The 24,008-nt window shown below is 70.9% G+C and carries 26 protein-coding genes and 1 tRNA gene; 7 read left to right on the top strand and 20 right to left on the bottom strand.

The window, feature by feature from the left end:
• Positions 1 to 18: 18 nt before the first annotated feature.
• Positions 19 to 1,317: a DNA polymerase IV gene (locus ASG59_RS19210; RefSeq protein ID WP_056411060.1), complete on the bottom strand. Its 1,299-nt coding sequence runs from the start codon at positions 1,315 to 1,317 to the stop codon at positions 19 to 21.
• A 37-nt stretch (positions 1,318 to 1,354) separates the two neighbouring features.
• Positions 1,355 to 1,654 (bottom strand): DUF3572 domain-containing protein, encoded by a 300-nt coding sequence (locus ASG59_RS19215; protein WP_055889917.1) that lies wholly within the window; start codon positions 1,652 to 1,654, stop codon positions 1,355 to 1,357.
• An 80-nt stretch (positions 1,655 to 1,734) separates the two neighbouring features.
• On the opposite strand from ASG59_RS19215, the gene ASG59_RS19220 reads away from it, so the two are divergent.
• Positions 1,735 to 2,115, top strand: coding sequence for a response regulator (locus ASG59_RS19220; RefSeq protein ID WP_055889675.1), 381 nt, complete (start codon positions 1,735 to 1,737; stop codon positions 2,113 to 2,115).
• A gap of 118 nt (positions 2,116 to 2,233) precedes the next feature.
• Positions 2,234 to 3,607 carry a PleD family two-component system response regulator gene (locus tag ASG59_RS19225; RefSeq protein ID WP_055889672.1) on the top strand — a complete coding sequence of 458 codons (1,374 nt, stop codon included), beginning with the start codon at positions 2,234 to 2,236 and terminating at the stop codon, positions 3,605 to 3,607.
• Here ASG59_RS19225 and ASG59_RS19230 read toward each other — a convergent pair.
• The 4 genes from ASG59_RS19230 to ASG59_RS19245 form a co-directional block, all read right to left on the bottom strand.
• Positions 3,556 to 4,800 (bottom strand): O-antigen ligase family protein, encoded by a 1,245-nt coding sequence (locus ASG59_RS19230; RefSeq protein WP_056410915.1) that lies wholly within the window; start codon positions 4,798 to 4,800, stop codon positions 3,556 to 3,558. The genes ASG59_RS19225 and ASG59_RS19230 overlap by 52 nt on opposite strands.
• A gap of 4 nt (positions 4,801 to 4,804) precedes the next feature.
• The gene (locus ASG59_RS19235; RefSeq protein ID WP_082528860.1) at positions 4,805 to 5,407 is read right to left on the bottom strand and encodes a DUF2059 domain-containing protein; all 603 of its coding nucleotides are present in this window, start codon (positions 5,405 to 5,407) and stop codon (positions 4,805 to 4,807) included.
• 73 nt (positions 5,408 to 5,480) lie between these two features.
• Positions 5,481 to 6,191: a ribose-5-phosphate isomerase RpiA gene (gene rpiA / locus ASG59_RS19240; RefSeq protein ID WP_056286632.1), complete on the bottom strand. Its 711-nt coding sequence runs from the start codon at positions 6,189 to 6,191 to the stop codon at positions 5,481 to 5,483.
• 137 nt (positions 6,192 to 6,328) lie between these two features.
• Positions 6,329 to 6,847, bottom strand: coding sequence for a hypothetical protein (locus ASG59_RS19245; protein ID WP_244475769.1), 519 nt, complete (start codon positions 6,845 to 6,847; stop codon positions 6,329 to 6,331).
• Between the two features lie 144 nt (positions 6,848 to 6,991).
• Between ASG59_RS19245 and gph the strand changes: the two genes are divergently transcribed.
• Positions 6,992 to 7,681: a phosphoglycolate phosphatase gene (gene gph, locus ASG59_RS19250; RefSeq protein ID WP_056410918.1), complete on the top strand. Its 690-nt coding sequence runs from the start codon at positions 6,992 to 6,994 to the stop codon at positions 7,679 to 7,681.
• Positions 7,682 to 7,688: 7 nt separating this feature from the next.
• On the opposite strand, the gene ASG59_RS19255 is transcribed toward gph, so the two are convergent.
• The 5 genes from ASG59_RS19255 to ASG59_RS19275 form a co-directional block, all read right to left on the bottom strand.
• Positions 7,689 to 7,763: transfer RNA gene (locus ASG59_RS19255), tRNA-Val, on the bottom strand.
• A 54-nt stretch (positions 7,764 to 7,817) separates the two neighbouring features.
• Positions 7,818 to 9,467 carry an iron ABC transporter permease gene (locus tag ASG59_RS19260; protein ID WP_056411066.1) on the bottom strand — a complete coding sequence of 550 codons (1,650 nt, stop codon included), beginning with the start codon at positions 9,465 to 9,467 and terminating at the stop codon, positions 7,818 to 7,820.
• Between the two features lie 80 nt (positions 9,468 to 9,547).
• The gene (locus ASG59_RS19265) at positions 9,548 to 10,576 is read right to left on the bottom strand and encodes an extracellular solute-binding protein (protein ID WP_055889658.1); all 1,029 of its coding nucleotides are present in this window, start codon (positions 10,574 to 10,576) and stop codon (positions 9,548 to 9,550) included.
• A 160-nt stretch (positions 10,577 to 10,736) separates the two neighbouring features.
• Positions 10,737 to 11,822 carry an ABC transporter ATP-binding protein gene (locus ASG59_RS19270; RefSeq protein WP_244475770.1) on the bottom strand — a complete coding sequence of 362 codons (1,086 nt, stop codon included), beginning with the start codon at positions 11,820 to 11,822 and terminating at the stop codon, positions 10,737 to 10,739.
• Complete coding sequence (locus tag ASG59_RS19275) at positions 11,804 to 12,520, bottom strand: alpha/beta hydrolase (RefSeq protein WP_056410919.1); 717 nt, start codon at positions 12,518 to 12,520, stop codon at positions 11,804 to 11,806. The genes ASG59_RS19270 and ASG59_RS19275 overlap by 19 nt, the downstream gene beginning before the upstream one ends.
• A gap of 37 nt (positions 12,521 to 12,557) precedes the next feature.
• Between ASG59_RS19275 and ASG59_RS19280 the strand changes: the two genes are divergently transcribed.
• Both ASG59_RS19280 and ASG59_RS19285 read left to right on the top strand, forming a co-directional pair.
• On the top strand, positions 12,558 to 14,822 hold the full coding sequence (locus tag ASG59_RS19280) for a primosomal protein N' (protein WP_277996126.1): 2,265 nt from the start codon (positions 12,558 to 12,560) through the stop codon (positions 14,820 to 14,822).
• Between the two features lie 59 nt (positions 14,823 to 14,881).
• Entirely contained in the window at positions 14,882 to 15,244 is a 363-nt protein-coding gene (locus ASG59_RS19285) for an STAS/SEC14 domain-containing protein (RefSeq protein ID WP_055889651.1), read from the top strand.
• Positions 15,245 to 15,271: 27 nt separating this feature from the next.
• Here ASG59_RS19285 and ASG59_RS19290 read toward each other — a convergent pair whose 3' ends face one another.
• From ASG59_RS19290 to ASG59_RS19320, 7 genes are all read right to left on the bottom strand, one after another.
• Complete coding sequence (locus ASG59_RS19290; RefSeq protein WP_056410925.1) at positions 15,272 to 15,661, bottom strand: hypothetical protein; 390 nt, start codon at positions 15,659 to 15,661, stop codon at positions 15,272 to 15,274.
• Positions 15,662 to 16,055: 394 nt separating this feature from the next.
• A complete protein-coding gene (locus ASG59_RS19295; protein WP_056286613.1) occupies positions 16,056 to 16,262 on the bottom strand; it encodes a Trm112 family protein in 207 nt (68 codons plus the stop codon).
• 26 nt (positions 16,263 to 16,288) lie between these two features.
• Positions 16,289 to 16,957: an LON peptidase substrate-binding domain-containing protein gene (locus ASG59_RS19300; RefSeq protein ID WP_055889641.1), complete on the bottom strand. Its 669-nt coding sequence runs from the start codon at positions 16,955 to 16,957 to the stop codon at positions 16,289 to 16,291.
• A 98-nt stretch (positions 16,958 to 17,055) separates the two neighbouring features.
• Positions 17,056 to 17,973 (bottom strand): thioredoxin, encoded by a 918-nt coding sequence (trxA, locus tag ASG59_RS19305; protein ID WP_056410926.1) that lies wholly within the window; start codon positions 17,971 to 17,973, stop codon positions 17,056 to 17,058.
• 263 nt (positions 17,974 to 18,236) lie between these two features.
• Entirely contained in the window at positions 18,237 to 18,719 is a 483-nt protein-coding gene (locus tag ASG59_RS19310) for a hypothetical protein (protein ID WP_056410929.1), read from the bottom strand.
• Between the two features lie 61 nt (positions 18,720 to 18,780).
• Positions 18,781 to 19,758 (bottom strand): glutathione S-transferase family protein, encoded by a 978-nt coding sequence (locus ASG59_RS19315; protein WP_056410933.1) that lies wholly within the window; start codon positions 19,756 to 19,758, stop codon positions 18,781 to 18,783.
• A 129-nt stretch (positions 19,759 to 19,887) separates the two neighbouring features.
• On the bottom strand, positions 19,888 to 20,841 hold the full coding sequence (locus ASG59_RS19320) for a hypothetical protein (RefSeq protein ID WP_055889633.1): 954 nt from the start codon (positions 20,839 to 20,841) through the stop codon (positions 19,888 to 19,890).
• Between the two features lie 147 nt (positions 20,842 to 20,988).
• Between ASG59_RS19320 and ASG59_RS19325 the strand changes: the two genes are divergently transcribed.
• Both ASG59_RS19325 and ASG59_RS19330 read left to right on the top strand, forming a co-directional pair.
• Positions 20,989 to 21,543 (top strand): 2'-5' RNA ligase family protein, encoded by a 555-nt coding sequence (locus ASG59_RS19325; protein WP_056410936.1) that lies wholly within the window; start codon positions 20,989 to 20,991, stop codon positions 21,541 to 21,543.
• Entirely contained in the window at positions 21,540 to 22,316 is a 777-nt protein-coding gene (locus ASG59_RS19330) for a phosphatase PAP2 family protein (RefSeq protein ID WP_055889629.1), read from the top strand. Before ASG59_RS19325 ends, ASG59_RS19330 begins: the two co-directional genes overlap by 4 nt.
• Before the next feature lie 19 nt (positions 22,317 to 22,335).
• Here the strand turns inward: ASG59_RS19330 and ASG59_RS19335 are convergent, their stop codons facing one another.
• Together ASG59_RS19335 and meaB are read right to left on the bottom strand one after the other, a co-directional pair.
• A complete protein-coding gene (locus tag ASG59_RS19335; RefSeq protein ID WP_277996127.1) occupies positions 22,336 to 22,932 on the bottom strand; it encodes a peptidase C15 in 597 nt (198 codons plus the stop codon).
• Positions 22,929 to 23,930 (bottom strand): methylmalonyl Co-A mutase-associated GTPase MeaB, encoded by a 1,002-nt coding sequence (gene meaB, locus ASG59_RS19340; RefSeq protein WP_156387828.1) that lies wholly within the window; start codon positions 23,928 to 23,930, stop codon positions 22,929 to 22,931. Before meaB ends, ASG59_RS19335 begins: the two co-directional genes overlap by 4 nt.
• Between the last annotated feature and the right edge of the window lie 78 nt (positions 23,931 to 24,008).

Below are 24,008 nucleotides of genomic sequence, written 5' to 3' on the forward strand. Positions count from 1 at the left end.
AGCCCCTCGTCGCTGGTCCTATCGGCCGCCGCGGGGTGCCTTGGGGTCGCGTACCGTCCCGCTGAAACCGAGCCCGCGCTGGATGCTGGCCTCGCCGAACCGCAGCCGCAGGCTGTCGAGGGCGGATTCGCGTTTGGCGATGCGACCGAGGTCGCCGTCGAGGAGATCGGCCCGGTCGGCGGTCGTCCCCTCGGAGAGGTCGCCGGCGCCGATGCCGATCAGCCGGTAGGGCGTGCCGTCGCAGGCCTCGCGCAGGAGGGCTTCCGCCACCGGGTAGAGCCTGGCGGCGAGCTGCGTCGGCGCCAGGCCGCGGGCGCGGGTGCGAAGGCGAAATCCCGAATCCTTGAGCTTCAGGGTGACGGTGGCCGCCGCGAGGTCGGCGCGCTTGAGACGTTCGGACACCTTTTCGCATTGCCGCCACAGGATCGGCCGCAGGGCCTCGAAGGTGCCGAGGTCGTCGGCCAGGGTGGTCTCCGCCGGCACGCTCTTGGTCTCGCGCCACGGCCGCACCGGGCGATCGTCCTCGCCCCGCGCCAATGCCCGCAGCCGGCCGGCCTCCCGTCCCAGGGCCGCGTGCAGGCGTTCGGGATCGATGCGGGTCAGGTCGGCGATCTTGCGGATGCCGAGCCCGGAGAGACGGGCCTGCCCGGCCGGGCCGATCCCCGGCAGGATCGAGACGGGGCGCCCGGCCAGGAAAGCCTGTGCTTCGCCCCGGCCGAGGATCGAGAAGCCACGCGGCTTGTCGAGGTCTGAGGCGATCTTGGCCAGGAACTTGGTGTCGGAGAGGCCCACCGAGACGCTGATGCCGATCTCGGTCTCCACGCGCCGTGCGAAGCGGACCAGGGTGAGCGCCGGGCTCGTCCCGTGCAGGCGCTCGGTGCCGGAGAGGTCGAGGAAGGCCTCGTCGATGGAGAGCGGTTCCACCATCGGGGTGAGGTCGCGCATCATCTGGCGGACCTCGCGGCCGACCCGGGCGTATTTGGCCATGTCCGGGCGCAGCACCACCGCATCGGGGCATGCCTTCAGGGCGGCGAACATCGGCATCGCCGAATGGACGCCCGAGACCCTGGCGAGGTAGCAGGCGGTGGCGACCACCCCGCGCCGGCCGCCGCCGATGATCAGCGGGCGGTCGCGCAACGCCGGATCGTCGCGCTTCTCCACCGCCGCGTAGAACGCGTCGCAATCCACATGCGCGATGGCGAGGATGTCGCGTTCGGGGTGCGCGAGCAGGCGCGGCGAACCGCAGGCCCGGCAGCGGACGGACCCTTCGTCCTGGCGAGCGCTGCAATCGCGGCAGACGGCGTCGCGGGCCGTCACCGCGGCGGTCGCCGCGTCCGCCACTGCGCCTCCCCCGTCACGCGAAACCGTCGTCCGGTTCGCTCGGGCCCAACCGCCGCCATGCCGCGGCGATGCGTTCGGGCGGTACCTCGAGGCTGGCGGCGCAGGCCATCAGCACCGCTTCGTCGCCCATGACGAAATCGAGGACGCCGGCCAGAAAGCCCGGCTCTGCCGCACTCGCGCGCAGGGTGTCCGGCGTCATGCCGGTGAGGGCCAGGAAGGGAAAAAGCCGGTCTTCGTCGCCGGCGATCCAGCCGAGGACCGCCAGGGCGAGGCGTTCGGCCGAATCAGGCCCTTGATCGGATTTGCGTTTCATCAACATGTACCGGTTAAGTCTGGTTGAAACGGGGCTGGCGTCTTCAAAATGAGCCGCGGACTAGCCGGGAATGACAGGCCATGAAGAAAACCGTGCTCATCGTCGAAGACAACGAACTGAACATGAAGCTCTTCAACGACCTGTTGGAAGCCCATGGCTACGCGACCCTCAAGACCGCCAACGGCATCGAGGCGATCGACCTCGCCCGCACCCATCGCCCCGACCTGATCCTCATGGACATCCAGCTGCCCGAGGTCTCCGGCCTCGAGGTGACGAAGTGGCTCAAGGAAGACGACGACCTCAAGGGCATCCCCGTCATCGCCATCACCGCCTTCGCCATGAAGGGCGACGAAGAACGCATTCGTGAAGGCGGTTGCGAGGCCTATCTCTCCAAGCCCATCTCGGTCGCAAAGTTTCTTTCAACGGTTCGCCTGTACCTTGGCGACGAACGACCCGCCTGAACGGGACGAAGGCTGGACGGGCGGCGCCGAGCCCCACCCGTTGAAGACGATCGCGCCGGCGCCGTCGAGGGGTACCCCCACCGGCCGCCGCGTGGTCCACAAGGAGCGATGAGGAACGATGTCCGCACGGGTCCTGATCGTCGACGACCTCTTCCCCAACGTGAAGTTGCTCGAGACCAAGCTGGCGTTGGAGTATTTCGACGTCATCGCGGCCATGAACGGGCCGGATGCCATCGCCATCTGCGAGAAGGGCCTGTGCGACCTCGTCCTGCTCGACGTGATGATGCCGGGCATGGACGGGTTCGAGGTCTGCCGGCACCTCAAGAACAACCCGGTGACGGCACACCTGCCCATCGTGATGGTCACCGCCCTCGACCAGCCCTCTGACCGCCTGCGCGGCCTCGACGCCGGGGCCGACGATTTCCTGACCAAGCCCATCGACGACACCGCGCTGTTCACGCGGGTGCGCAGCCTGGTGCGTCTCAAGGCCGTCACCGACGAATTGCGCAGCCGGGCCCTGGCCTCGCGCGCCATGGGCATGGGCGACGCCATCGCGCTCGCCACCGCCGAGACGGGCCAGGACGCCCAGATCCTCCTCGTGGACGACCGCCCACGCTCGTCCGAGCGACTGGCGGCGGCGCTGGCCCAGCAGCACACGGTCACCGTCGAGCCCGATCCGCACCGGGCCATGGTCCTGGCCGCCGAGGGCGCCTTCGAGGTCGCCCTGGTCAGCCTCGACCTCGCGGGCTTCGACGGCCTGCGCCTGTGCAGCCAATTGCGCTCCCTCGACCGCACCCGCACCATGCCCGTCATCATGATCGCCGAGGAGCACGACCGCGCCAGGGTGGTGCGCGGCCTCGAATTCGGCGTCCACGACTACCTGATGCGCCCCGTCGACCGGAACGAACTCGTGGCGCGGGTGCGCACGCAGGTCCGCCGCCGCCGGTTCTCCGAGGTGCTTCGCGGGGCGGTCAACGCCTCGATGGAGCTCGCCATCACCGACGGCCTCACCGGGCTGCACAACCGGCGCTACCTCGACAGCCACCTCGGCGGCCTGTTCGAGGAGGCGCGGCTGCGACAGCGGCCGGTCTCGGCGCTGCTGCTCGACATCGACCGCTTCAAGACCATCAACGACACCTACGGTCACGATGCCGGCGACGAGGTGCTGCGGGCCTTCGCCGAGCGCGTCCGCACCCATACCCGCGGGATCGACATCGTGGCGCGCTACGGCGGCGAGGAGATCGTGATCATCCTGCCCGACGCCGACGTCGCCGGCGCCCACATCATCGCCGAGCGCATCCGCGAGCGGATCGAGGCCACGCCCTTCCTCGTCCAGAAGGGAACCCGCACGGTGCCCGTCACGGTCTCCATCGGCGTCTCCGCCCGCCGGGGCGAGGACGACACCGCCGCCGCCATGCTCAAGCGGGCCGACCTCGCCCTCTACCGGGCCAAGGACTCCGGCCGCAACCGCGTCGAGGCCGAGGCGGCCTGACCGGTCCCGGTCTCGCGCAGCCATACGACCGCCGCGCCGAGCCCGGCTGTCCACCACGGCTGCCACGCCCCGTGCTCGACGAAGGCGATGGCGCTGGCCGCCGCGACGAGGGTGAGGGCCGCCGCCATGTCGGGAGGCGGCAGCCCCGCGATCCCTCGCAGCGTCAGGAGGAGGACGGCGCTCGCCAACGCGGCACCGACGATCCCGAGTTCGGCCCAGACCTGCAGGAAGCTGTTGTGGGGATGGCCCACCGCCAGCATCGCCCGCAGGTCCGGCTCCAGGCCTTGCGCCGCCGGCACGTCGGCAAAGCGCGCGGAGGTGCCGAAGCCAGCCCCCGTCCAGGGGTCGGCGGCCACCGCCGCCCCGAAACTGCGGGCGATGGCGACGCGGGCGCGCGAACTGCTCTGGACGAGCCTGTCGTGGGCCGCCTCGGGCATCAGCCTGTGGAGGATCTCGCCCTCGATAGGCGCGAGCGCCACGGCGAGGCAGAGGCCGGCCCCGGCGAGGCTCAGCGCGACCCGCGCGGGTGCCAGCCGCGTCACCGCCAGCATCGCGAGCCCCGCCAGGAGACCGAGGCTGGCCGCGCCGCTCACCGAGCGCAGGATGGCCGTAAGCCCCAGCCCGACCACGGCCAGCGCCCACCATCGCCGCCCCTGCGCCAGGAGGAGGCCCGTCAGGGTGATTCCGACGAGCAGGATCGTCATCGCCGGCCGGTTGTGGACGAAATAGGCGATCCGCCCGCCGAGCAGCCTGCGCAGGGCGAGGTCGCTGGCGAGATCGGCCACGACGACGAGGCAGGCGAGGCCGAACATCCCGGCGGCCAGGGTCGCCGTTCCGGCCGGCAGGCGCCCCGGCGCCAGGCGGGCCACGAGGTAGGCGGCCAGCAGCGTCGGCAGGAACTCGCTCGCGGTGCGAAGCGACAGGGCGGGGAAGGGGCTCCAGGCGAACGAAAGGCCGCACCAGGCCAGGAAGGCGAGGGCGCAGAGCTCGGGCGGCGAGCGCAGCGGCGATGCCACCGCGGCGACGACGGCGCGCCGGTCTTCGATCAGCCCGGCGGCGAGGAACAGGAGGGCGGCGAGCCCGACGACGGCAGGGCTCGACCGATTGGCCAGGACCATCGCCAGCGGCACCGCCGCGAGGACGATCGCGCCGAGGCCGTGAAGGGCCCCGACCGCTCCGGTGGTCCGCGCCATGGCGCTACTGGAGCTGGTGGCCGCGCTTGGCCATCTCGGCCCTCACCCGGACCATGACGTATTCCGAAACGTCTTGGGTCCAGGTCTGCATCGCCTGCACCATCTCGTCGAGCACCTGCGGCTGCGTCTCCACGTAGCGCTTGCCGGCGGGCGAGCGGAAGAACGTCGCGATCTCGGTGAGCTCGGCCTCGGTCAGGCGGCGGGCGTAGATGCGCGCGGCCGTGTCGATCATGCTCTGCTTCTGCAGCTCCATCTCGGGGGCGAGGCCGACCAGAACCTCGTCGAGGTCCTTGCCGAGCTCGGGCCGGGTGACGGCTCCCTGGCGAATCTGCTCGCCGAAGGCCGGGATGATCGAATCGAACGAGCGGGCGATGCCGGAGGACAGCATCACCTCCCGTGCCAGGGCGAGGTGGTTCAAGTTGATCGCCGGGGTCTGCGCGGCGGGGGTCGAGGGCGCGGGCGGGGTCGGCGCGGCAGGCTTTCCGGCGGGCTTGGCGGCCGGTTTGGCCGGCGCCGGAGGTTGCTGCGACAGCGCCGGTGCCGAGAGGGCTCCGGCCAGGATCAGGGCCAGCGCCAGCGGAAGGCGGACGGAGATGCGGGAGGACATGGCGGGCGCTCCGGATGGGGCTGCGATGGGGAGAACGACGAACGACATGGCAGCGGACGACGACAGGCGCGTCTCAGACGCGGCCGAGACAGGTGATCTCGGCCCGCCCGTCGCGGGCATGGGCCAGGATCGCGCCGTCGGCGAGCCCGAGGAACAGGCCGTGCTCGACGACGCCGGGCACCGCCCAGAGCGCCGCGCAGAGGGCCTCCGGGTCGGGGATGCGACCGAGGTGCGCATCGAGGATGAGGTGGCCGCCGTCCGTGAGGAGCGCCGCGCCGTCCGGGGTTCGGCGAATCTCGAGCGACCCGGCGCAGCCGCTGCACGCAATGGCCGCCGCGACGGCCACGCGGGTCGCCCCGAGGCCGAAGGAATTGACCTCGATCGGCAGCGGGAACGCCCCCAGCGTCGCCACATGCTTGGCGGCGTCGGCGATGACCACCATGCGCCGGCTGGCGTGCGCGACGATCTTCTCCCGCAGGAGAGCGCCGCCGCCGCCCTTGATCAGGCGCAGGGTGTCGTCGACCTCGTCGGTGCCGTCGATGGTCAGGTCGAGCTCCGGCGTCTCGTCGAGGGTCGTCAGACGGATGCCGGCGGCCTCGCAGGCATGCCGCGTCGCTTCCGAGGTCGGCACCCCGATGACGTCGAGGCCGGCGCGGACGCGCTCGCCCAGCAGGGCCACGAACACGTTGGCGGTGGAGCCGGTGCCGATCCCGAGGCGCATGCCGTCCTCGACGAGGACGAGCGCCCGCTCGGCCGCAGCGCGGCGCAGGTCCGGGCCGCTCACGACACCGACTCGGCGGCAACGGGCAGGGAGGAAGCGTGCATGGCTCGGCTCGGCTCGTCGTGACGGTCGGCTGGCCCTAGCATGGCTGCGGGACCCGGCAAACGCCCAAGCCCGGCCTCGGGCCTGCGCGGCCGCCTTTAGGGACGTCCCTGAGGCGGGGTCACGCTGGGGACGGAGCGTTGGTTCGCGCCGCCCGCGGCGGGTCCCTCGTCGGCCGCCGGCGGATTGGCCTGGGCGGTGCAGACCACCGCGTCCTTCTGCGTCTGGACGTAGCAGATGCTCATCTCGCCGGTGCGGTAGTTGACGCGGAACACGCCAGCCTCGCGGCTGTGGCGGGTGGCGACGAGGCCGTATTCCGAGGCGACCTGCGCGCTCGCGCCCTCGCCCGCGCCGTAGCAGACCGTGACGCCGACGCTGCCGACCGCGCCTTCGCGCAGGCCGTACTGGCAGGAGGTGACCTCGCCGGTCACCCGGTCGACCCGGTAGACGCGGTTGAGGTCGATCTGGGGGGCTGGCACGAACTCGTAGGAGCCGGCGAGCGCCGGGCCGGCCGCGAGCAGGGCGCAGACCCCCCAGGCGAGGCCGCGCCCCTTGCCGCGCCGCGCCGCGCCGCCGTCACCGCGAGGCCGGCCCCGTTCCGTCGCCCTGTCCATCATCGCCTTGCCCCGAGTGACCCTTTGCGCAACGGCAGGAGCGCTAGCGGCCCCTTGCGGCGCAACCGTGACCCTCCGGTGCGAGCCTTGATCGGTGTCGCCCCCCCCGCTAGCCAAGGGCTTCCTCCACAGACAGCGCGAGACCCCATGACGAGCTTGCCGCCCATCGCCGTGTTCGACCTCGACGGCACCCTGGCCGAGACCGCCGGCGACCTCGTGGGCACCCTCAACGCGATCCTCGCCCGCGAGGGCTTGGGCCAGCTTCCCCTCGACGAGGCCCGCGACATGATCGGGGCGGGGGCCAAGGCCCTGATCCAGCGCGGCTTCTCCGCCGCGGGCCGGGACCTGACGCCCGACCGGCTGGAGGCCCTGTTCGCCGATTTCATCGCGCATTACGGCCGGAACCTGTGCGTCGAGTCGCATCTCTACCCGGGCGTGGTGCAAGCGCTCGATGCCCTGGCGGCGCGGGGCTATCGCCTGGCGGTCTGCACCAACAAGTACGAGCGTCATGCGGTCGAACTCTTGACGCTGCTCGGCGTCGCCGATCGCTTCGCCACCATCTGCGGCCGCGAGACCTTCCCCTATTTCAAGCCCGACCCGCGCCACATCACGCTCACGGTCGCCCGGGCCGGAGGCGATCCCGGACGGGCGTTGATGGTGGGCGATTCCCGCGCCGACATCGATGCGGCCAAGGCGGCCGGAATCCCGGTGGTGGGGGTGACCTTCGGCTACACCGATACGCCGGTCGATGCCCTCGGGGCCGACCGGGTGATCTCGCACTTCGACGATCTGGTGGAGGCGGTCACGGCCCTCGTCCCCCTCGACGAGGCGGCGTGAGGGGAAATGGTGGGCGCGACAGGGATCGAACCTGTGACCCTTCGCGTGTGAAGCGAATGCTCTCCCGCTGAGCTACGCACCCGGACCGTGGCGCCTTCTAGGGCGGGCAAACCCGGCCCGTCAAGGGCGGATCGCGCTACGGATCGACCGAAACGCGGCGTCCGCGTCCGTCGAGGCGCAGCAGCACCGCCACAGGTACCAGCCCGACGAGGACGATGAGGAGGGCGGCCACCGTGCCGTCCTCGTAGGTGCCCCGTGCCGCTTCGCCGTAGAGATGCGTCGCCAGCGTCTCGACGTTGAGCGGGCGCAGGAGCAGCGTCGCGGGCAGTTCCTTGACGCAATCGACGAACACGAGGAGCGCGCCGCTCACCAGCGCCGGCCAGGCGAGGGGCAGCTGCACCTGCCGCACCGTCGCGGCCGGGCCACGCCCGAGCATGCGCGCGGCATCGGGCATGCTGGCGGGCACCCGCGCGAGACCGGCCTCGCAGGTGCCGATGCCGACGCCGAGGAAGCGCACCAGGTAGGCGGTGACGAGGGCGCCGCCCGTGCCGAGGCCGATCAGGGCGGGGCTCGCCCCGAACAGCGCCTCGGTGATGCGCGAGAGGCCGGCATCCATCAGCGCCAGGGGGGTGAGCAATCCCACGGCGAGGATCGTGCCCGGCAGGGCGTAACCGAGGCTGGCGATGCGGATGAGGGCGCCGCCGATGCGCGGCGAGGCGAGGCGGGGGGCCGCCGCCACCAGGAATCCGATCACGGTGGCGATCGCCGTGGCGATGGCGGCATAGAGCACGGTGTTGGCCACTTCGGTCGACAGCGTCGGCGGCAGGCCGACCCTGGTGATGCGCGAGACCGCGCCGGCGGCGAGATAGGCCGCCGGGATCAGGAAGCCGATCGCGACCGGCAACAGCCCGAGGCCGAAGGCGAGGGCGGCGCGGGCGCCCGTGAGCTCCTGCCGCACCATGGACCGGGGCGCGCGCGCCGTGGCGGCGTAGCCCCGGCCGCGCCGGGCCAAGCGCTCGGCCGCCACCAGGGCGAGGACGAGGGCGAGCATCACGAGGGCGATCTGCGCCGCACCCGGCAGGTCGGACCGGTTGATCCAGGTGGCGTAGACCTGGACCGTCAGGGTGCGGACGCCGAGGAATTCCGCCGCGCCGACGTCGTTGAGCGCTTCCATCAGCGCGAGGCTCACCCCCACCGCGATGGCGGGCCGCGCCAGCGGCAGCGCCACGGTGAGGAAGACGGCCGACGGCGCCCGCCCGAGGGAGCGGGCCGCTTCCACGAGGCCGCCGGCCTGCATCAGGAACAGCGCCCGGGTCGGCAGGTAGACGTAGGGGTAGAGGACGAAGGCGAGGAGCACGATGCAGCCGGGCATCGAGCGCAGGTCCGGCAGCACGAGGTCGCCGGGCCGCGCGATGCCGAGGGCGGCCCGCAGGGTCGATTGCACCGGTCCGATCGGGTGCATCAGGTCGAGGTAGGCGAAGGCCACGATGTAGGTCGGCACCGCCAGCGGCAGCAGCAGCCCGGCTTCCAGCCAGCGGCGGCCGGGAAAGGCGTAGGCCGAGACCAGCCAGGCGCTGCCCGCCCCGATGACGACGACGAGGATGCCGACGCCGGCCAGCAGCAGCCCGGTGTCGCGCAGGGCCTGGGGCAGGACATGCGCGGCCAGATGCGGCCAGAGCTCGCCCGTGCCGGCCAGCGCCGAGACGCCCAGCGAGACGATCGGGCTGAGCACCAGCGCGGCCAGCGCCAGGGCCGCGACGATCCAGCCGATCTGCCCGGCGGGCAGGCTCGGCGACCGACGTGCGAGATCGGTCACCGGAGGCGGCGTCAACCCGTGCGGTGCCGCCGCGGTGAGCACGGACCCGGTCAGTTGTCGAACCCGACCTTGTCGACCAGCAGGCTCGCCGCCTTGCGGTTGCGGGCGATGTCGGCGATCGACACGCTATCGATCGTCAACGGCCCCAGTGCCGTAAGCAGCGGCTCGATGGGAGCGCCGGCCTTGACCGGATATTCGAAGTTGCCCTTGGCGTAGATCGCCTGGGCCTCGTCCGAGACCAGGAACTCGAGGAGCTTGACCGCCTCGTCGCGGTTGGGCGCGTTCTTGGCCACCACCGCACCCGATACGTTCACGTGGGTGCCGCCGCCAGCGAAGGTCGGCATCACCACCTTGATGGCCGAGCCCCAGGTCTCCTGCTCGGGGCCGCCTTTGCCCGACCGCATCAGGCCGACGTAGTAGGAGTTTCCGAGCCCGATGGAGCAGGTGCCGGCCAGGATGTCGCGGGCGACGTCGCGGTCGCCGCCGGCCGGCTTGCGGGCGAGATTGGCCTTCACGCCCTTCAGCCAGGCTTCCGTCTTCTCGGAGCCGTGCTTGACGAGGTAATGCGCGATCAGGGCGGTGTTGTAGGGGTGCTGCCCGGAACGCAGGCAGAGCTTGCCCTTCCACTTCGGGTCGGCGAGCTCTTCGTAGGGAACCGCGGTGAGGTCGGTCAGCGCCTTGTCGGCGTAGATGACCCGCGCCCGCATCGAGAGGGCGAACCAGCGCCCGTCGGGGTCGCGCAGGGGCGCCGGGATCGCCGCTTCGAGCACCGGCGAGCGGATGGCCTGGGCGAGGTCGCGGTCCACGAGTTCGATCAGGTTGCCGGCGTCCACGGTCATCAGCACGTCGGCCTTGGCCCGCGCCCCCTCGGCGGCGACACGCTCGGCGAGCCCCTTCTCGACGAAGGAGGTGTTGACGGTGACGCCGCTCTTGGCGGTGTAGGCGTCGATCAAGGGCTTGATGAGGCCCGGCTCGCGGGTGGTGTAGAGGTTGACCTCGGCCGCTTGCGCCGCTGGCGCCGACCACAGGCCGCCGACGACCAGGACACCGACGAGGGGAGAGACGAACCGACCGAGCATCGTGCGAGCCTTCGTAAAAAGACGAGGGCTGCTCACAAGCATCGGGCGCGATGGAGCGCAAGCACGATCTCTTTTACTTAAAACACTTAAAAAGTAGAGTTCGCGACACGACAACGCAGAGATACGGTCTGTGGTGGCGCAAGATTCTATCCCTGCGGGTTTAATCCTGCCCCCGGCGGAATAAAAAGCCGCCGTCGAGGTCCGCCCGAAGGCCGATCGTGTCGCCCGGCACGGTCGCGTCGCCGTGGGGCACCGCGAGGCTGACGGGCACCGGCATGCCCTGCGCCATCGCGACGAGGATGGCCCGGCTGCCCAGGAACCGACGCTCGACGACCGTCGCCCGCAGGCCGCCTCCGTCGTCGGCGAGCCGGATCGCCTCCGGTCTGAGGCACACGAGGACCGCCTCGCCCGCCGCGAACCCAGGTGCCGGCACCGGGCCGAACGGGGTCTCGACGACGCCGTCACGGCAGCGGCCGTCGATCTCGACAAGGTCGGTGAAGAAGCGTGCGGCGAAATGCGTGGCCGGTCGCCGGTAGAGATCCTCGCCGCTCCCGACCTGCACGATCCGCCCGGCCCTCATCAGGGCGATCCGGTCGCACAAGGCCAGGGCCTCGTCCGCATCGTGGGTGACGAGCAGGGTGGTGGTCCCGCTCGCCCGCAGCACCGAGAGGGTGTCGGCCCGGACGTGGTCGCGGGTGCGTCGATCGAGGTTCGAGAACGGCTCGTCGAGGAGCAGGATGCGCGGGCCCGGTGCCAGCGCGCGGGCGAGCGCCACCCGCTGGCTCTCGCCGCCCGACAGCGTGCCGGGATAGCTCTCGGCCCGGGCGGCGAGGCCGACCTGGTCGAGGCGCGCCTGCGCGATCGCCTGCGCCTGCGCCGCCGGCCGCCGGTGGAGCCCGAAGCGGACGTTTTCGGCCACGGTGAGATGCGGGAACAGGGCGTAGTCCTGGAACATCAGCCCGACGCCGCGCCCCTCGGCGGGCACGCCGCCGCGCCCGTTCACGACCACCCCGTCGAGGCTGACCGTCCCGGAGTCCGGCTGTTCGAGCCCGGCGACGACGCGCAGGAGCGTGCTCTTGCCGCAGCCGGAATCGCCGAGCAGCGCGACGATCTCGCCGGCTTCCACGGTCAGGTCGACGGCGTCGAGGACGCGGGTCCGTCCGAAGCTGAGGCAGACCGCGTCGAGGTGCAGCCGCACCTGCGCCGCCGCCCCGGTCCGCTCCGCGATCATCCCGTCCTCGACCATGTCCGCCGGCCACTCCCCGTCGGCCCATGCGCCGCCCGTGTCGCAAAACTCCCTACCCGGACGAAATGCAAGGCCTGCGCGACCACCGTCGCGTTGTTCATCATCAGGCTATGGGTGGCGTGGAGGGTGACGTGATCGGTCATTCCGGCGACTTTCGTGCGCGCCACGGTGACCCGCCCGTCGTCGGGTCCGGGCAGCATCAGCCAGGATTCGAGGGGCGACAGACTCCTGTCCCCGGCGATGATTCCGAGGGGATACTCGACCCGCCCCAGCAATGCGCGCAGGGCCGCATCGGGCGTCGTCGTCAGCTGCGCCCCGGCCGGTCCGAAGAACAGCCGGTAGGGGGCGAGCCGCCAGAGCCGGTCGGCGATCTCGCTGCCGCCGTTGGGCGGACCGAGCATGACGACCCGGCCGAGATTGGCCGGCCGGTGCCGGGTGACGAGCGCGCGCGCGAGCAGGCCGCCCATGGAATGCGTCGCCATGTGCAGGGCGGCGACCGAGCCGGCGAAGGCCGCCACCTCCGGTGCGATCCGCTCGACGAGGTCTTCGAGGGGCGCCTTGCGCGCCGGGTAGTCGAGGTTGAGCGTCGCGTATCCCGCGGCGCGGAAGGCGCGCTCCAGCCCGGCGAGGGATGCGGCGCGGCGGGCGATGCCGTGAAGGAGGAGCACGCCTTCCCGCGCTGGGTCTGTGGACGTCATCGGGCTCCCGGTCCCGCGAGCCGGACGCTCGCCGTTCGTGACGCCTCGGCACGATGATCGCGCTGGGGTTGGCGGTCGCAGTCAGCCTTCACCACGCCTATATCCCCAGCATGTCACCAGAACCGCCTCCATGCCCAGCGTCGCCGAGATCCTGATCCCGCTGGCGCTGGACACCGCCTACAGCTACGCCGTCCCAGAGGGGCTGGCGCTGGCGCCCGGCGACGTGGTGCGGATTCCGCTGGGGCCGCGCGAGACCGTGGGCGTGGTCTGGGCCGTCGACAAGACCCGCGCCGGCTCGAATCTGCGGCCGGTGACGGGGCGGATCGAGGCGCCCGCACTGTCCGGCCCCTTGCGCGAACTGGTCGACTGGCTCGCCCGCTACACCCTGGCGCCGAAGGGCTCGGCACTGGCCATGGCCCTGCGGCTGCCCGACGAGGCGGCCCGTACCGAGACGGTGCGCGTCGGCGTGCGCACTACCGGCAAGCCGCCGTCCCGGCCCACGACCGCGCGCGCCAAGGTTCTCGCGGTCGCCGCCGACGGCGTCATGCGGGGCAAGGGGGCCCTGGCCAAGGAGGCGCAGGTGTCGCTCAGCGTCGTCGACGGCCTCGTTGACGACGGTGCCCTGGAGGCGGTGGCGCTGGCGCCCGAGCCGGTGGCGCTGCCGCCCGATCCCGACCATGCCCGGGTGCCCCTGTCGCAGGCGCAAGGTCAGGCCGCCGAGGATCTGATCGGGCTCCTGAATCCCGCCGACGGGACCCCGCCGACGGTGCTGCTCGAAGGCGTCACCGGCTCGGGTAAGACGGAGGTCTATTTCGAGGCCGTCGCCGATTGCGTGCGGCGCGGGCGCCAGGCCCTGATCCTGATGCCGGAGATCGCGCTGACGGCGCAGTTCCTCGACCGCTTCGCCGAGCGGTTCGGTGTCCGCCCGGCGACGTGGCATTCCGGCATCGGCGGCAAGCGCCGCGAGCGCCTGCGCGCCGGGGTGGCGGCCGGCGAGGTCGCGGTGGTGGTGGGGGCGCGCTCGGCGCTGTTCCTGCCCTTCGCCGAACTCGGCCTCATCGTGGTCGATGAGGAGCACGAGACCGCCTACAAGCAGGAGGACGGCGTCCACTACCACGCCCGCGACATGGCCGTGGTCCGGGGCCGGCTCGAGGATTGCGGCGTAGTCCTCGCCTCGGCCACGCCCTCCATCGAGACGCGGGTCAACGCGATGCGCGGGCGCTACCGCCGCGTCGTGCTGCCGGAGCGCTTCGGCGGACGGCGCCTGCCGCAGATCGCGGCCATCGACATGCGCCTCGACAAGCCCGAGCGCGGCAGCTTCCTGGCGCCGGCCCTGGTGAGCGCGGTGCGCGAGACGGTGACCGCGGGCGAGCAGGCGCTGCTGTTCCTCAACCGCCGGGGCTATGCGCCGCTGACCCTCTGCCGGGCCTGCGGCCACCGCTACCAGTGCCGGCAATGCTCAACCTGGCTGGTGGAGCACCGCTTCCGCCGGGCCCTCGTCTGCCATCAATGCGGCTACACCGAGCGCCGGCCGGACTCGTGCAGCGCCTGCGGCACCTTCGACAACCTCACCCCCTGTGGCCCGGGCGTCGAGCGCATCGCCGAGGAGGTGGCGGCGCTGTTCCCGGAGGCGCGCACCATCGTGCTGTCGAGCGACTTCCCGGGCGGAGCCGAGCGCCTGCGGGCCGAACTCCAGACGGTGGCGGAGGGCGGCTGCGACATCGTCGTGGGCACGCAGCTCGTGGCCAAGGGCCACAACTTCCCGCACCTGACGCTGGTGGGCGTGCTCGACGCCGACATCGGCCTCACCTCCGGCGATCCGCGGGCGGCCGAGCGCACCTTCCAACTCCTGCAGCAGGTGACGGGCAGGGCCGGGCGTGGCGAGCGGCCGGGCCGAGCCCTGGTCCAGACCTTCCAGCCCGAGCACCCCGTGATCGCCGCCCTGCTTTCCGGCGACGGCGAGCGCTTCTACGCCGAGGAGATCGCCGCCCGCGAGGAGGCGGGCCTGCCGCCGTTCGGGCGGCTCGCCGCCCTCGTCGTCTCGGCCAACGAGCGGGAGGCGGCCGAGGCCCACGGCCAGGCGCTCGCCCGTGCCGCCGAGCCGCCCGCCGGCGTGATGGTCCTCGGTCCGGCCGAAGCGCCCCTCGCGCTGATCCGCGGTCGCTACCGGTTCCGCCTGCTCGTGAAGACGGCCCGCGCCATCGACCTGCAGACCTATCTGCGCGACTGGCTCGCGCGTGCGCCCAAGGCCCGTGGCAACGTCCGGGTTACGGTCGACGTCGACCCGCAGAGTTTCCTATAAGGACGCGTCCCCCGCGCCATCCGGCGCGCGACGGGCGGAACGCAAGGGAGTGCGCCAGCGTGCTGAGCTATCAGAAGAAGCCGGAATCCAACGTCGCCGAGATCATCGTGGACGGCAAGATCACCGACGCCGAGATGGATGCCGTCGTCGCCGCCATGAAGGCCGATTTCGAGTCCGGGACGAAGCTGCGCCTGTTGCAGGACATCCGCGCCTTCGAGGGCATGGAGCCGGCCGCCTTCTTCAAGGACGTCCGCTTCGGCCTCGCCCTCCTGAAGGGGGTCAGCCACGTGGCGGTCGTCTCCGACGCGCAGTGGATGCGCATCATGGCCGAGACCGCCGGACGGCTGTCGCCGGCCCAGATCAAGGTGTTCGAGCGCTCGCAACTCGAGGACGCCCGCACCTGGCTCTCCACCGCGACCTGATCCCCGAGACCTCGACCCCGGGCCGGATCATTCGGCCTGGGCGGTGCGCGTATCGCTGCGCGTGGCGGTCCAGCGACCCGAGCACAAGGCGGAGACCTTCCAGGTGCCGCCGCCGGAGCGGGCCTGCAGGCGGCCGGTGACGGCACCGCTCGCGGACCCGTTCGAAACGCTGAGCCCGACCGTGCCGTCGGTGTCGACGCGGCCCGACAGGCGCGCCTTGTCGGAGGCGGAGACGAGCCGCACCGATCCCTCGTTCACCGAGACGGCGTAACGGGCACGGCTGTCGCACAGGCCGCTTTCGGTCACGAGTTCGACGGACCAGGTTCCGTTGAAATGACTCCCGGCCTTAGTCGACGCGGCCAGGCTCGGCCCGGCCATCACGGCACTCATCATCACGACGGCACAGAACTTCGACATATCCATCCTTGACAGTTGGCCAATAGATCCCGCGCACGATCTGCCGTGAGGCAGCGTTTCGAGCGATATCTCACGATCGCGCGGTGGGGATTGATCAGATGATCATAGCACAAACGGCAGGATGATGACACCGCCCGATGCCGAGGCTCCATCGGTCAGCCGGATTGGGTCTATCGTGCAGGATTAGCCTATGGCTGAGCTTCGCGGACGGGATGTGATGCCGGAGCTGGTTTTCGACGCACGTTCGTCTACGGGGGAGCTGCCGTTTACGGGGGAGCTGCCACCCGCGGATTTCGCGATGACCCATCACCAGACGATGAAACGGACGGTCTCGACCGGGACCGGCCGGATCTTCTCGCCCGGTCGTCCCTCGGTGGCACGGCGTCTTGGACCGTCAGTCGGTGAGCGTCCGCGCTTCCTCGGGCAGCATGATCGGGATGCCGTCGCGGATCGGATAGGCGAGCTTGGCCGAGCGGCTGATCAGTTCCTGGCGATCGGCGTCGTAGTCGAGGGACTGCTTGGTGAGCGGGCAGACCAGGAGTTCGAGCAGCTTGGGGTCGACACGGGTCGCTTCGACCGCGGGGATCGGATCGGTGGCCATCGGCGAAGTCCTTTGAACGCGTGGGATCACTGCAGGGTCGAGTCGGCCCCGGCGCCGCGTACCAACTCCATCTCGGTCACCGCGATCAAGACCTCGGCCCGCGATTTCAGATCGGGGGCTTCGAGCATCGCCTGCTTCTCGCGGGCCCCGAACGGGCTCATCATGCACAGGGCGTTCACCAGCGCCTCGTTCGGCGCCTCGTCGATGCCGGCCCAATCGACCTTGAGGTCGTTGCTTTCGACGAAGTCCTTGAGCGCCTTGAGCACGCCCTCGCGGTCGACCGCGTCTTCTCCGGCCCGTGGCTCGAAGTCGCTCGCGAAATCCGTGTAGGACACCTGGCAGCGCCGGTAGCGCGAGGTGGTGGCCATCTCGCTCTCCACGCGGAACCGGGCGATGCCGGTGAGCGAGATCAGGTAGCGGCCATCGCCGGTCTCGGCGAACTGGGTGATGCGCCCGGCGCAGCCGACCCGGTACAGCCGCGGCGTCATCGGCGAGGCGCCGGCGTCGACGTCGGGCTGGATCATGCCGATGATGCGGTCGCCGCGCAGGGCGTCGTCCACCATGGCCAGGTAGCGCGGCTCGAAGATGTTGAGCGGCACCTGCCCACGCGGCAGCAGGAGCGCGCCGGGAAGCGGAAACACCGGGATGACCCCCGGACAATCGTCCGGCCCCTTGTAGACCGAATGCGTGCTCATCGTTTCTCCTCGGGAACCCGTGCCGTCACGGGAACGGCGCCGGCATCAGGTTCGGCCTTCGTCGGCAGACCGTCTCGCCACCCATCAGATGGGCGCGATTACGCAAAGACCAGTGTCGACAATCGCCGCCGCCCGCGGATCGAAGCCTTGTCCATCAGGCCCCAGGCCTCGAAGAACGTGAGGAGCTGCTTGCGCGCCGCACCCTCGTTCCAGGTTCCGTCCCGACGCACGATCTCGATGAGGTGGTCGACCGCCTCGTCTCGCTTGTTGAGGCCGTTGAGCCCCAGCGCGAGGTCGAAGCGCGCCCGGTAGTCGGCCGGATCGGCGTCGATCCGACGCTGGAAGGCGGACAGATCGCCGAGGGAGGCGGCCTGTTCGGCGAGCGCGATGGCGGCGGTCAGGCTCGCCACCGCCGGATCGGTCGCCTTGGCCTCGGGCACCATCGCCAGGATGCCGCGCGCCTGATCGAGCTCACCGAGATCGAGCTGGATCTTGGCGAGCCCCGTGAGCGCGACGATGTTCTCGGGCTCCTCGGCCAGGACCGCCGCGTAGAGCTCGGACGCACCGGCGACGTCGCCATCTTCCAAGGCAAGGGCCGCCTCGCCGAGGACGTCCTCGACCGGGGTCGGCCCGACCGGGCCGACCAGCGTCTCGATGAAGGTCTTGATCTGCGCTTCCGGCACGGCTCCCATGAAGCCGTCCACCGGCTGGCCGCGCTGGAAGGCGATGACGGCCGGGATCGACTGGATCCCGAGCTGTCCGGCCACGGAGGGATGCTCGTCGATGTTCATCTTGACCAGGGCGACCTTGCCGCCGGCGGCCGCCACGGCCTTCTCGAGCACCGGCGCGAGCTGCTTGCAGGGACCGCACCAGGGCGCCCAGAAATCCACCAGCACCGGTCGATTCATCGACTCGGCGATGACATCCTGGCGGAAGCTCGCGGTGGTGACGTCCTTGGTCGGAGCGCCCGTGGCGCCGGCCGGTTGCGCGCCGGGCGCGATAGCGTCGTTAAGCATGGAACCCTCGAAGTCGTCGCGTGTCGACGTCCGAACCGACCGGCGGACACCCGATCAACGGATAGATGGGCCTTGGCGGCTCGGTGACCAGAGCGCGCCCTACAACCATGACGCAGGCCGGTGCAATGGCTGCGGCCCACGGCTTGCTCGCTGCGACTCCTGGCGTTCGGAGACGCAGCGAGTGGTCACCGCCCCTCGGGACGCCTGGAACACCGATGGACCGGCCGGTCCGCGACCCCGGTTCTTTGCCGCTTCTGAGGGCCTTAATTCTTGGCCGGCGCTGCTGCGTCCTTCGACGCGTCCTTGGCGTCGGTCACGAACGTGCCCTCGAACCGTCCGGCCGCGCTCGTGGCCTCGCAGACGATGGCGGTCTTGCCCGCCTCAGGCGTCTTGAAGCTGCATGCGCCGACCGCCACGGTGGGATTGCGGACGATCCCATCGGCCCCCTTCTCGCCCGGGATGATCATGTTGATCGGCTGCAGGGGATCAGTCTCCTCGGTACGCTCCTGTTGGGCGCCGTTGCCCGAGAAGCTCAGCGAGCGACCGTCCTTGGTGGTGAATTCGAAGCTCGCCCGGTTGCGCGCGACCCCGTTCGTCAGCGTGTCCTGGCAGGACTCGCTCAGATCCTTGTCGGCGATGACCAATCTCTCGCAGCGACCGTCGAGCTTGATGGTGGCCTGCGCATGGACGTGGCCCGACATCGCGAGAACGGCGCCGAGGGCGAGGAGAGCTGTGCGTATCGTCATGGGCGTTGAGATATGGCCGAACCACGTTTCGTCGAGGGCGGGAGGGACGGTTGCCCCCGCGTCAAATCGGAAACCGCAATGCCCGGTCGTTGGGCGCATCGAGGCCGAGGTCGGGACCGAGCGGCACTATTCCGGTCGGGTTGATGGTCGGATGGCTCTCGTAATAGTGCCGCTTGATATGGGTCAGGTTCACCGTCTCGGCGACACCCGGCAGGGCGTAGAGATCGCGCAGGTAATTGGAAAGGTTGGGGTAATCGGCGATCCGCCGGCGGTTGCACTTGAAATGCCCGACGTAGACGGCATCGAACCGCACCAGGGTGGTGAACAGCCTGACGTCGGCCTCGGTCAGGGCTGATCCGCACAGGTATCGCCCCCGGTCGAGCCGTGCCTCGAGGGCGTCGAGTTCGGAGAACAGCGCCTCGAAGGCCTCTTCGTAAGCGTCCTGCTTCGTCGCGAAACCGGCCTTGTAGACCCCGTTGTTCACCGCGTCGTAGACGCGGGCGTTGATCGCGTCGATCTCCGGTCGCAGCGCCTCCGGGTACAGCGACGGTCCCTCGGCATCGAATGCGGCATCGAGCATGCGGACGATCTCGGCCGATTCGTTCGAGACGATGGTGACGCGGGTCCTGTCCCACAACACCGGCACGGTCACCCGCCCGGTGAATGCCGGATCGGCCTTCAGGTAGACCTCGTAGAGCCGGCTCGCACCGTTGACCGTGTCGGGGGTGGCGCCGGGCGAGGTACCGAACACCCAGCCCTCCGAGCCCATGTGCGGATCGACCACCGACACCGAGATCGCCTCGTCCAGGCCTTTCAGCGCCCGCACGATCAGGGTGCGATGCGCCCAGGGGCAAGCCAGGGAAACGTAGAGGTGGTAGCGCCCGTGCTCGCCGGGAAACCCGCCCTCGCCCGAGGGTCCCGGCGAGCCGTCGGCGGTCACCCAGTTGCGGAACTTGGCGTCCGTGCGCTTGAAGCGACCGCCCGTGGAGGCGGTGTCGTACCATGCGTCCCGCCAGACGCCGTCCACGAGAAGTCCCATCGCTCAGTCGACCTCGTTCGCCCGTGCGCGCCGCCGTCGGCGGGCGCCATCGTAGCAGAGCCATGCCGACAGACATGGGCGCCGTGTGCCGAGCGGGAAGGGGGCGCCGGCGCGCTGGCGCCGCGCCGGTCACACGATCTCGGAGGCCGGGAAGGGCGGCAGGCTGTCGAGATGGGCCGGATCTTCCGGGCCGCTGCGGTCGAGGAGGTCGTAGGCGTCGTCGGGCAGGCGGACCATGAAGCGTTCCGCCATCTCGGTGACGAGGAGGTCGGGCCGCACCTGCTCGATGTGGCGCCAGTCCAGGCTCGACGACCAGATGAAATGCACTTCGCGAAAGCTCTCCGCGAGCAGCCCGGTGAGCATGATCGGGGCGAAATGCGCATAGGAATCGCCGAACAGCATCAGGGTGCGCGGATCGGCGGCCGGGTTCTCGTTGCGGTACACCACATGGGCGCCGCCGTGCAGGTACGGCGCCCGGTCGGCCGCCTCGTAGGATTCCACCAGCGGGCTGGCGTAGCTGCGCGCCGCATCCCGCGCGATGCAGCACAGGCTGGCCCTTTCCACCGGCCGGTCCGGCAGCTTCTCGCCGAGGTCGCGCACCCGCTCGGTGTCGAAGCGCGGCCGATCGGCGATATCGGGCGGCACCACGGCGCCGCAGGCCCGCATCAGGTGGCGGTAGGCGAGAAGGCAGCCGTCGTGGCTCCAGTGGCTGTCGGTGCGATAGTACAGCGGGACCGGTCCGTCGCGGGCGGCTCGCATCGGCCCGAGTAGGTCGACCAAGGCCGCCTCGCCCGCCAGGCGCCGGGCGAGGCGGCGGGCCGGCGACTTGCCCGGATCGAACACGAGGCCATCCGTGCGGTCGTCGTAGACGGACAGTTTCTCCGGGACGACGATGTGGGCATAACGGATGCCGAGCGACCTGGCCCTGGCCGACCTTTGCCGGATCAGCTTCGCCCAGCCGCGCAGCAACTGCCACCACCGCCACGTCGACCGATACTGGTCGAGGACCCCGTTGGTCCCCCCGATCAGGAAGAGCCACCCCTCCCGGCCGACATGGACGATCTCCCGCTTGTGACGCTGCATGCCGGCTCCTTAACCGGCCGGCGGGCGGCTGAACAGGTCATCCCGTCGACGGGATTCCCTCGGCCATACCTCGGCGATCCCTCTTTGATCCCTTGGCCCGGCACGGTGCGTTCCCCACCTTGGTCCCGGCATGAACGCAATCCCGGCATGAACCCGTCTCCTTCCACAGCGGACCCGCTGATCCTGACGCTGGCGTTCGATCCCGGAACGGGAGAGCGTTTCGACGGGTTGCGCCGTCGTCACTTTCCGGAGGCGCTCAACCGGATTCCGGCGCATGCCACCCTGTTCCATCACCTCGACGGGCTGCAGGAGGCCGAGGTCGCGCAGGCGATCCGCGAGGCGACCCGCGACGAACCGATGCCGGAGGTCGCGGTGACGGGCCTGCGCTTCACCGGGCGCGGCGTCGCCTACGTGCTCGAATCCCCGGCTCTCTCGGCCGTCCGCGCAAGGCTGGCGGACCGGTTCGATGCCATGCTGACCAACCAGGACCGCCAGGGCTGGCGCCCGCACGTCACCGTCCAGAACAAGGTGGCGCCGCAGGTCGCGCGAGCGCTACACGAGCGGTTGAACGGGGACTTCGCGCCGTTCCGCTTCATAGCGCCCGGCCTCATTCTCTGGCGCTACCTCGGCGGACCCTGGTCGCACCGTGCCTCGTTTCCGTTCGGACAGCATTTGCCACACAAGACCCGATCCGCACCATGAAGCACGTTCCAAAGTTCCTGGCCGTCGACGGACGCGACACCGTCGTTGTCGGCCGCGCCACCGCCTTGTGGCGCCGGCTGCGCCTCAACGAGATCGGCCCCCTCGTTTCGCTGATGGCGGTGAGCCTGCTCGGCTACGGGTTCTTCTTCCTCGCCGACGAGGTCGGCGAGGGCTCGACCGCCGCCCTCGACCGCAAGGTCCTGCTCGCCCTGCGCAACCCGCTCGATCCGTCCGATCCTCTCGGGCCGCGCTGGCTCGAGGAGACCATGCGCGACATCACGGGGCTCGGCAGCATCTTCACGATCGTCTTCGTGACGGTCTCGATCGTCGTCTATCTCGCGCTGACCGGACGCCGCCGGATCGCGGCCTTCCTGGTGGCGGCGATCGGCGGCGGCGAGATCGCCTCGACGGTTCTCAAGCTGTTCTACCAGCGGCCCCGGCCGGACCTCGTGCCGCATGGGATGGAGGTGTTCACGGCGAGCTTCCCCAGTGGCCACGCGATGATGTCGGCCATCGCCTATCTCACCCTGGCGGGCCTGCTCGCACGGGTCGAGACGCAGCGCTCGATCAAGGTCCTGATCCTGACGCTCGGCGTGACTATGACGCTCCTGGTGGGCTTCAGCCGGGTCTATCTCGGGGTCCACTGGCCGAGCGACGTGGTCGCGGGCTGGTGCATGGGCGCCGCCTGGGCCGCCCTGTGCTGGTTCCTCGCCCTCCTGCTCCAGCGCAAGGGCGAGGTCGAGGCGCCGGACCCGGTGGACCCCCTTCGGTAGGGTGCCCTCTCGGCACCGGTCACGGAAGGGCGGACGCGACACGCGCGCGCCCGACCAGGGCCAACGCGACATCCGCCAGCGCGTCGACGAGCCGGTCGGCGGACCGGTCGCGCCGCTGCGGCGGAACGTGCAGGAACACCACCGGGCACCCCGCGTGCAGCGCGCGAAAGTAGGTGGCGTTGCACAGGTAGCGGCCGGCGTTGCGCGAGGCGATCGCGGCGACGCCCCGCTCCCGCAGGCGGCGCAGGACGAAGGCGGCCACCGGGCTCGTGCGCGCTGCCGGCCCCATGGGCTCGAGGCAGAGCCGCGCCGAGACCCGGCCCGAGGCATCGGGAAACAGCCGGCTCGCCCGGTTGACGGCGCGGCTCTCGACCCTCACCCGGCGTGCGCGGGCGGCGACGCCGATCATCAGGATCGCGCAGGGGCGAGCGGCCAGGGCCGGTTCGAGATGCGTCGCGATCGCCGCGTAGGTGGTGGGAAGGATGAGCGCGTGGGGCGAAACAGCGAGCCGGCGCAGGCGCGGATGCGCTGCCAGCCGCCGCGCGAGGATCGCGCTGGGATTGACCGGCATGCCGGGGAACGGCCCGAAGCCCGTCACCAGCAGATGGCCGGTCACAGGCCGATCAGGGTCGCGATCGCCTCCGCTCCGGCAGCCGGGGAGCGCGTCCCCGAGGACACCGACGCCTCGGCCTCTGCGGTCTTCACGCGCACCTCCGCGGAGCCGACCAGACGCTGGTGCAGCCGTTCGTGGACGAGCGCCCACATCCACTTCACGTCCTGGGCTCGGCGCTTCTTCTCGATCTCGCCGGTGGCAGTGAGTTTCGCGCGGTGGTCGACCACCTTCGCCCACATCCCGTCGAGGCCCTTGTTGGTCAGCCCGGAGATCGTCACCACCGGCGGCGACCAGGTCGAACTCGGCGCGCTCAGGATGTGGAGCGCGGCCCGGTACTCGGAAGCCGCGGCGCTCGCCCGGCGCTCGCCCTCGCCGTCGTCGGCCTTGTTGACCGCGATCATGTCGGCGAGCTCGAGGATGCCCTTCTTGATGCCCTGCAGCTCGTCGCCGGCCCCCGGCAGCATCAGCACGAGGAAGAAGTCGGTGAGGTCCGCCACCGCCGTCTCGGACTGGCCGACGCCGACGGTCTCCACCAGGATCACGTCGAAGCCCGCCGCCTCGCACAGGAGCATGGTCTCGCGGGTCTTGGCGGCGACCCCGCCCAGCGTCCCCGAGGACGGCGAGGGCCGGATGAAGGCGTTGGGGTCGAGCGCCAGGCGCGCCATCCGGGTCTTGTCGCCGAGGATCGACCCGCCGGTGCGGCTGGAACTCGGGTCCACCGCCAGCACCGCGACCTTGTGGCCGGCGGCGGTCAGATTGGCGCCCAGCGCATCGATGGTGGTCGACTTGCCGACGCCGGGAACCCCGGTGATGCCGACGCGGATCGCGGACCCGGTCTGGGGCAGGACGGCGTCGATGAGGTCGCGGGCAGTGGCGCGATGGTCCGCCCGACGCGATTCCGCGAGGGTGATCGCCCTGGCCAGGGCCGCGCGGTCACCGGCCAGAAGTCGCTCGCGAAGGGCATCGATATCGAGGGGAGGAGGCGCCATGGCGTCCTTCATGCCGGGACGACGGGCGTTCGTCGAGGGGGCGGGACCGATCTGTGCCGCATCGGCCACAGCCGAGCGGGCGACCGGTCC

Origin of the sequence: Methylobacterium sp. Leaf466, assembly GCF_001425565.1 — a bacterium.
Classification (GTDB): Bacteria; Pseudomonadota; Alphaproteobacteria; order Rhizobiales; family Beijerinckiaceae; genus Methylobacterium.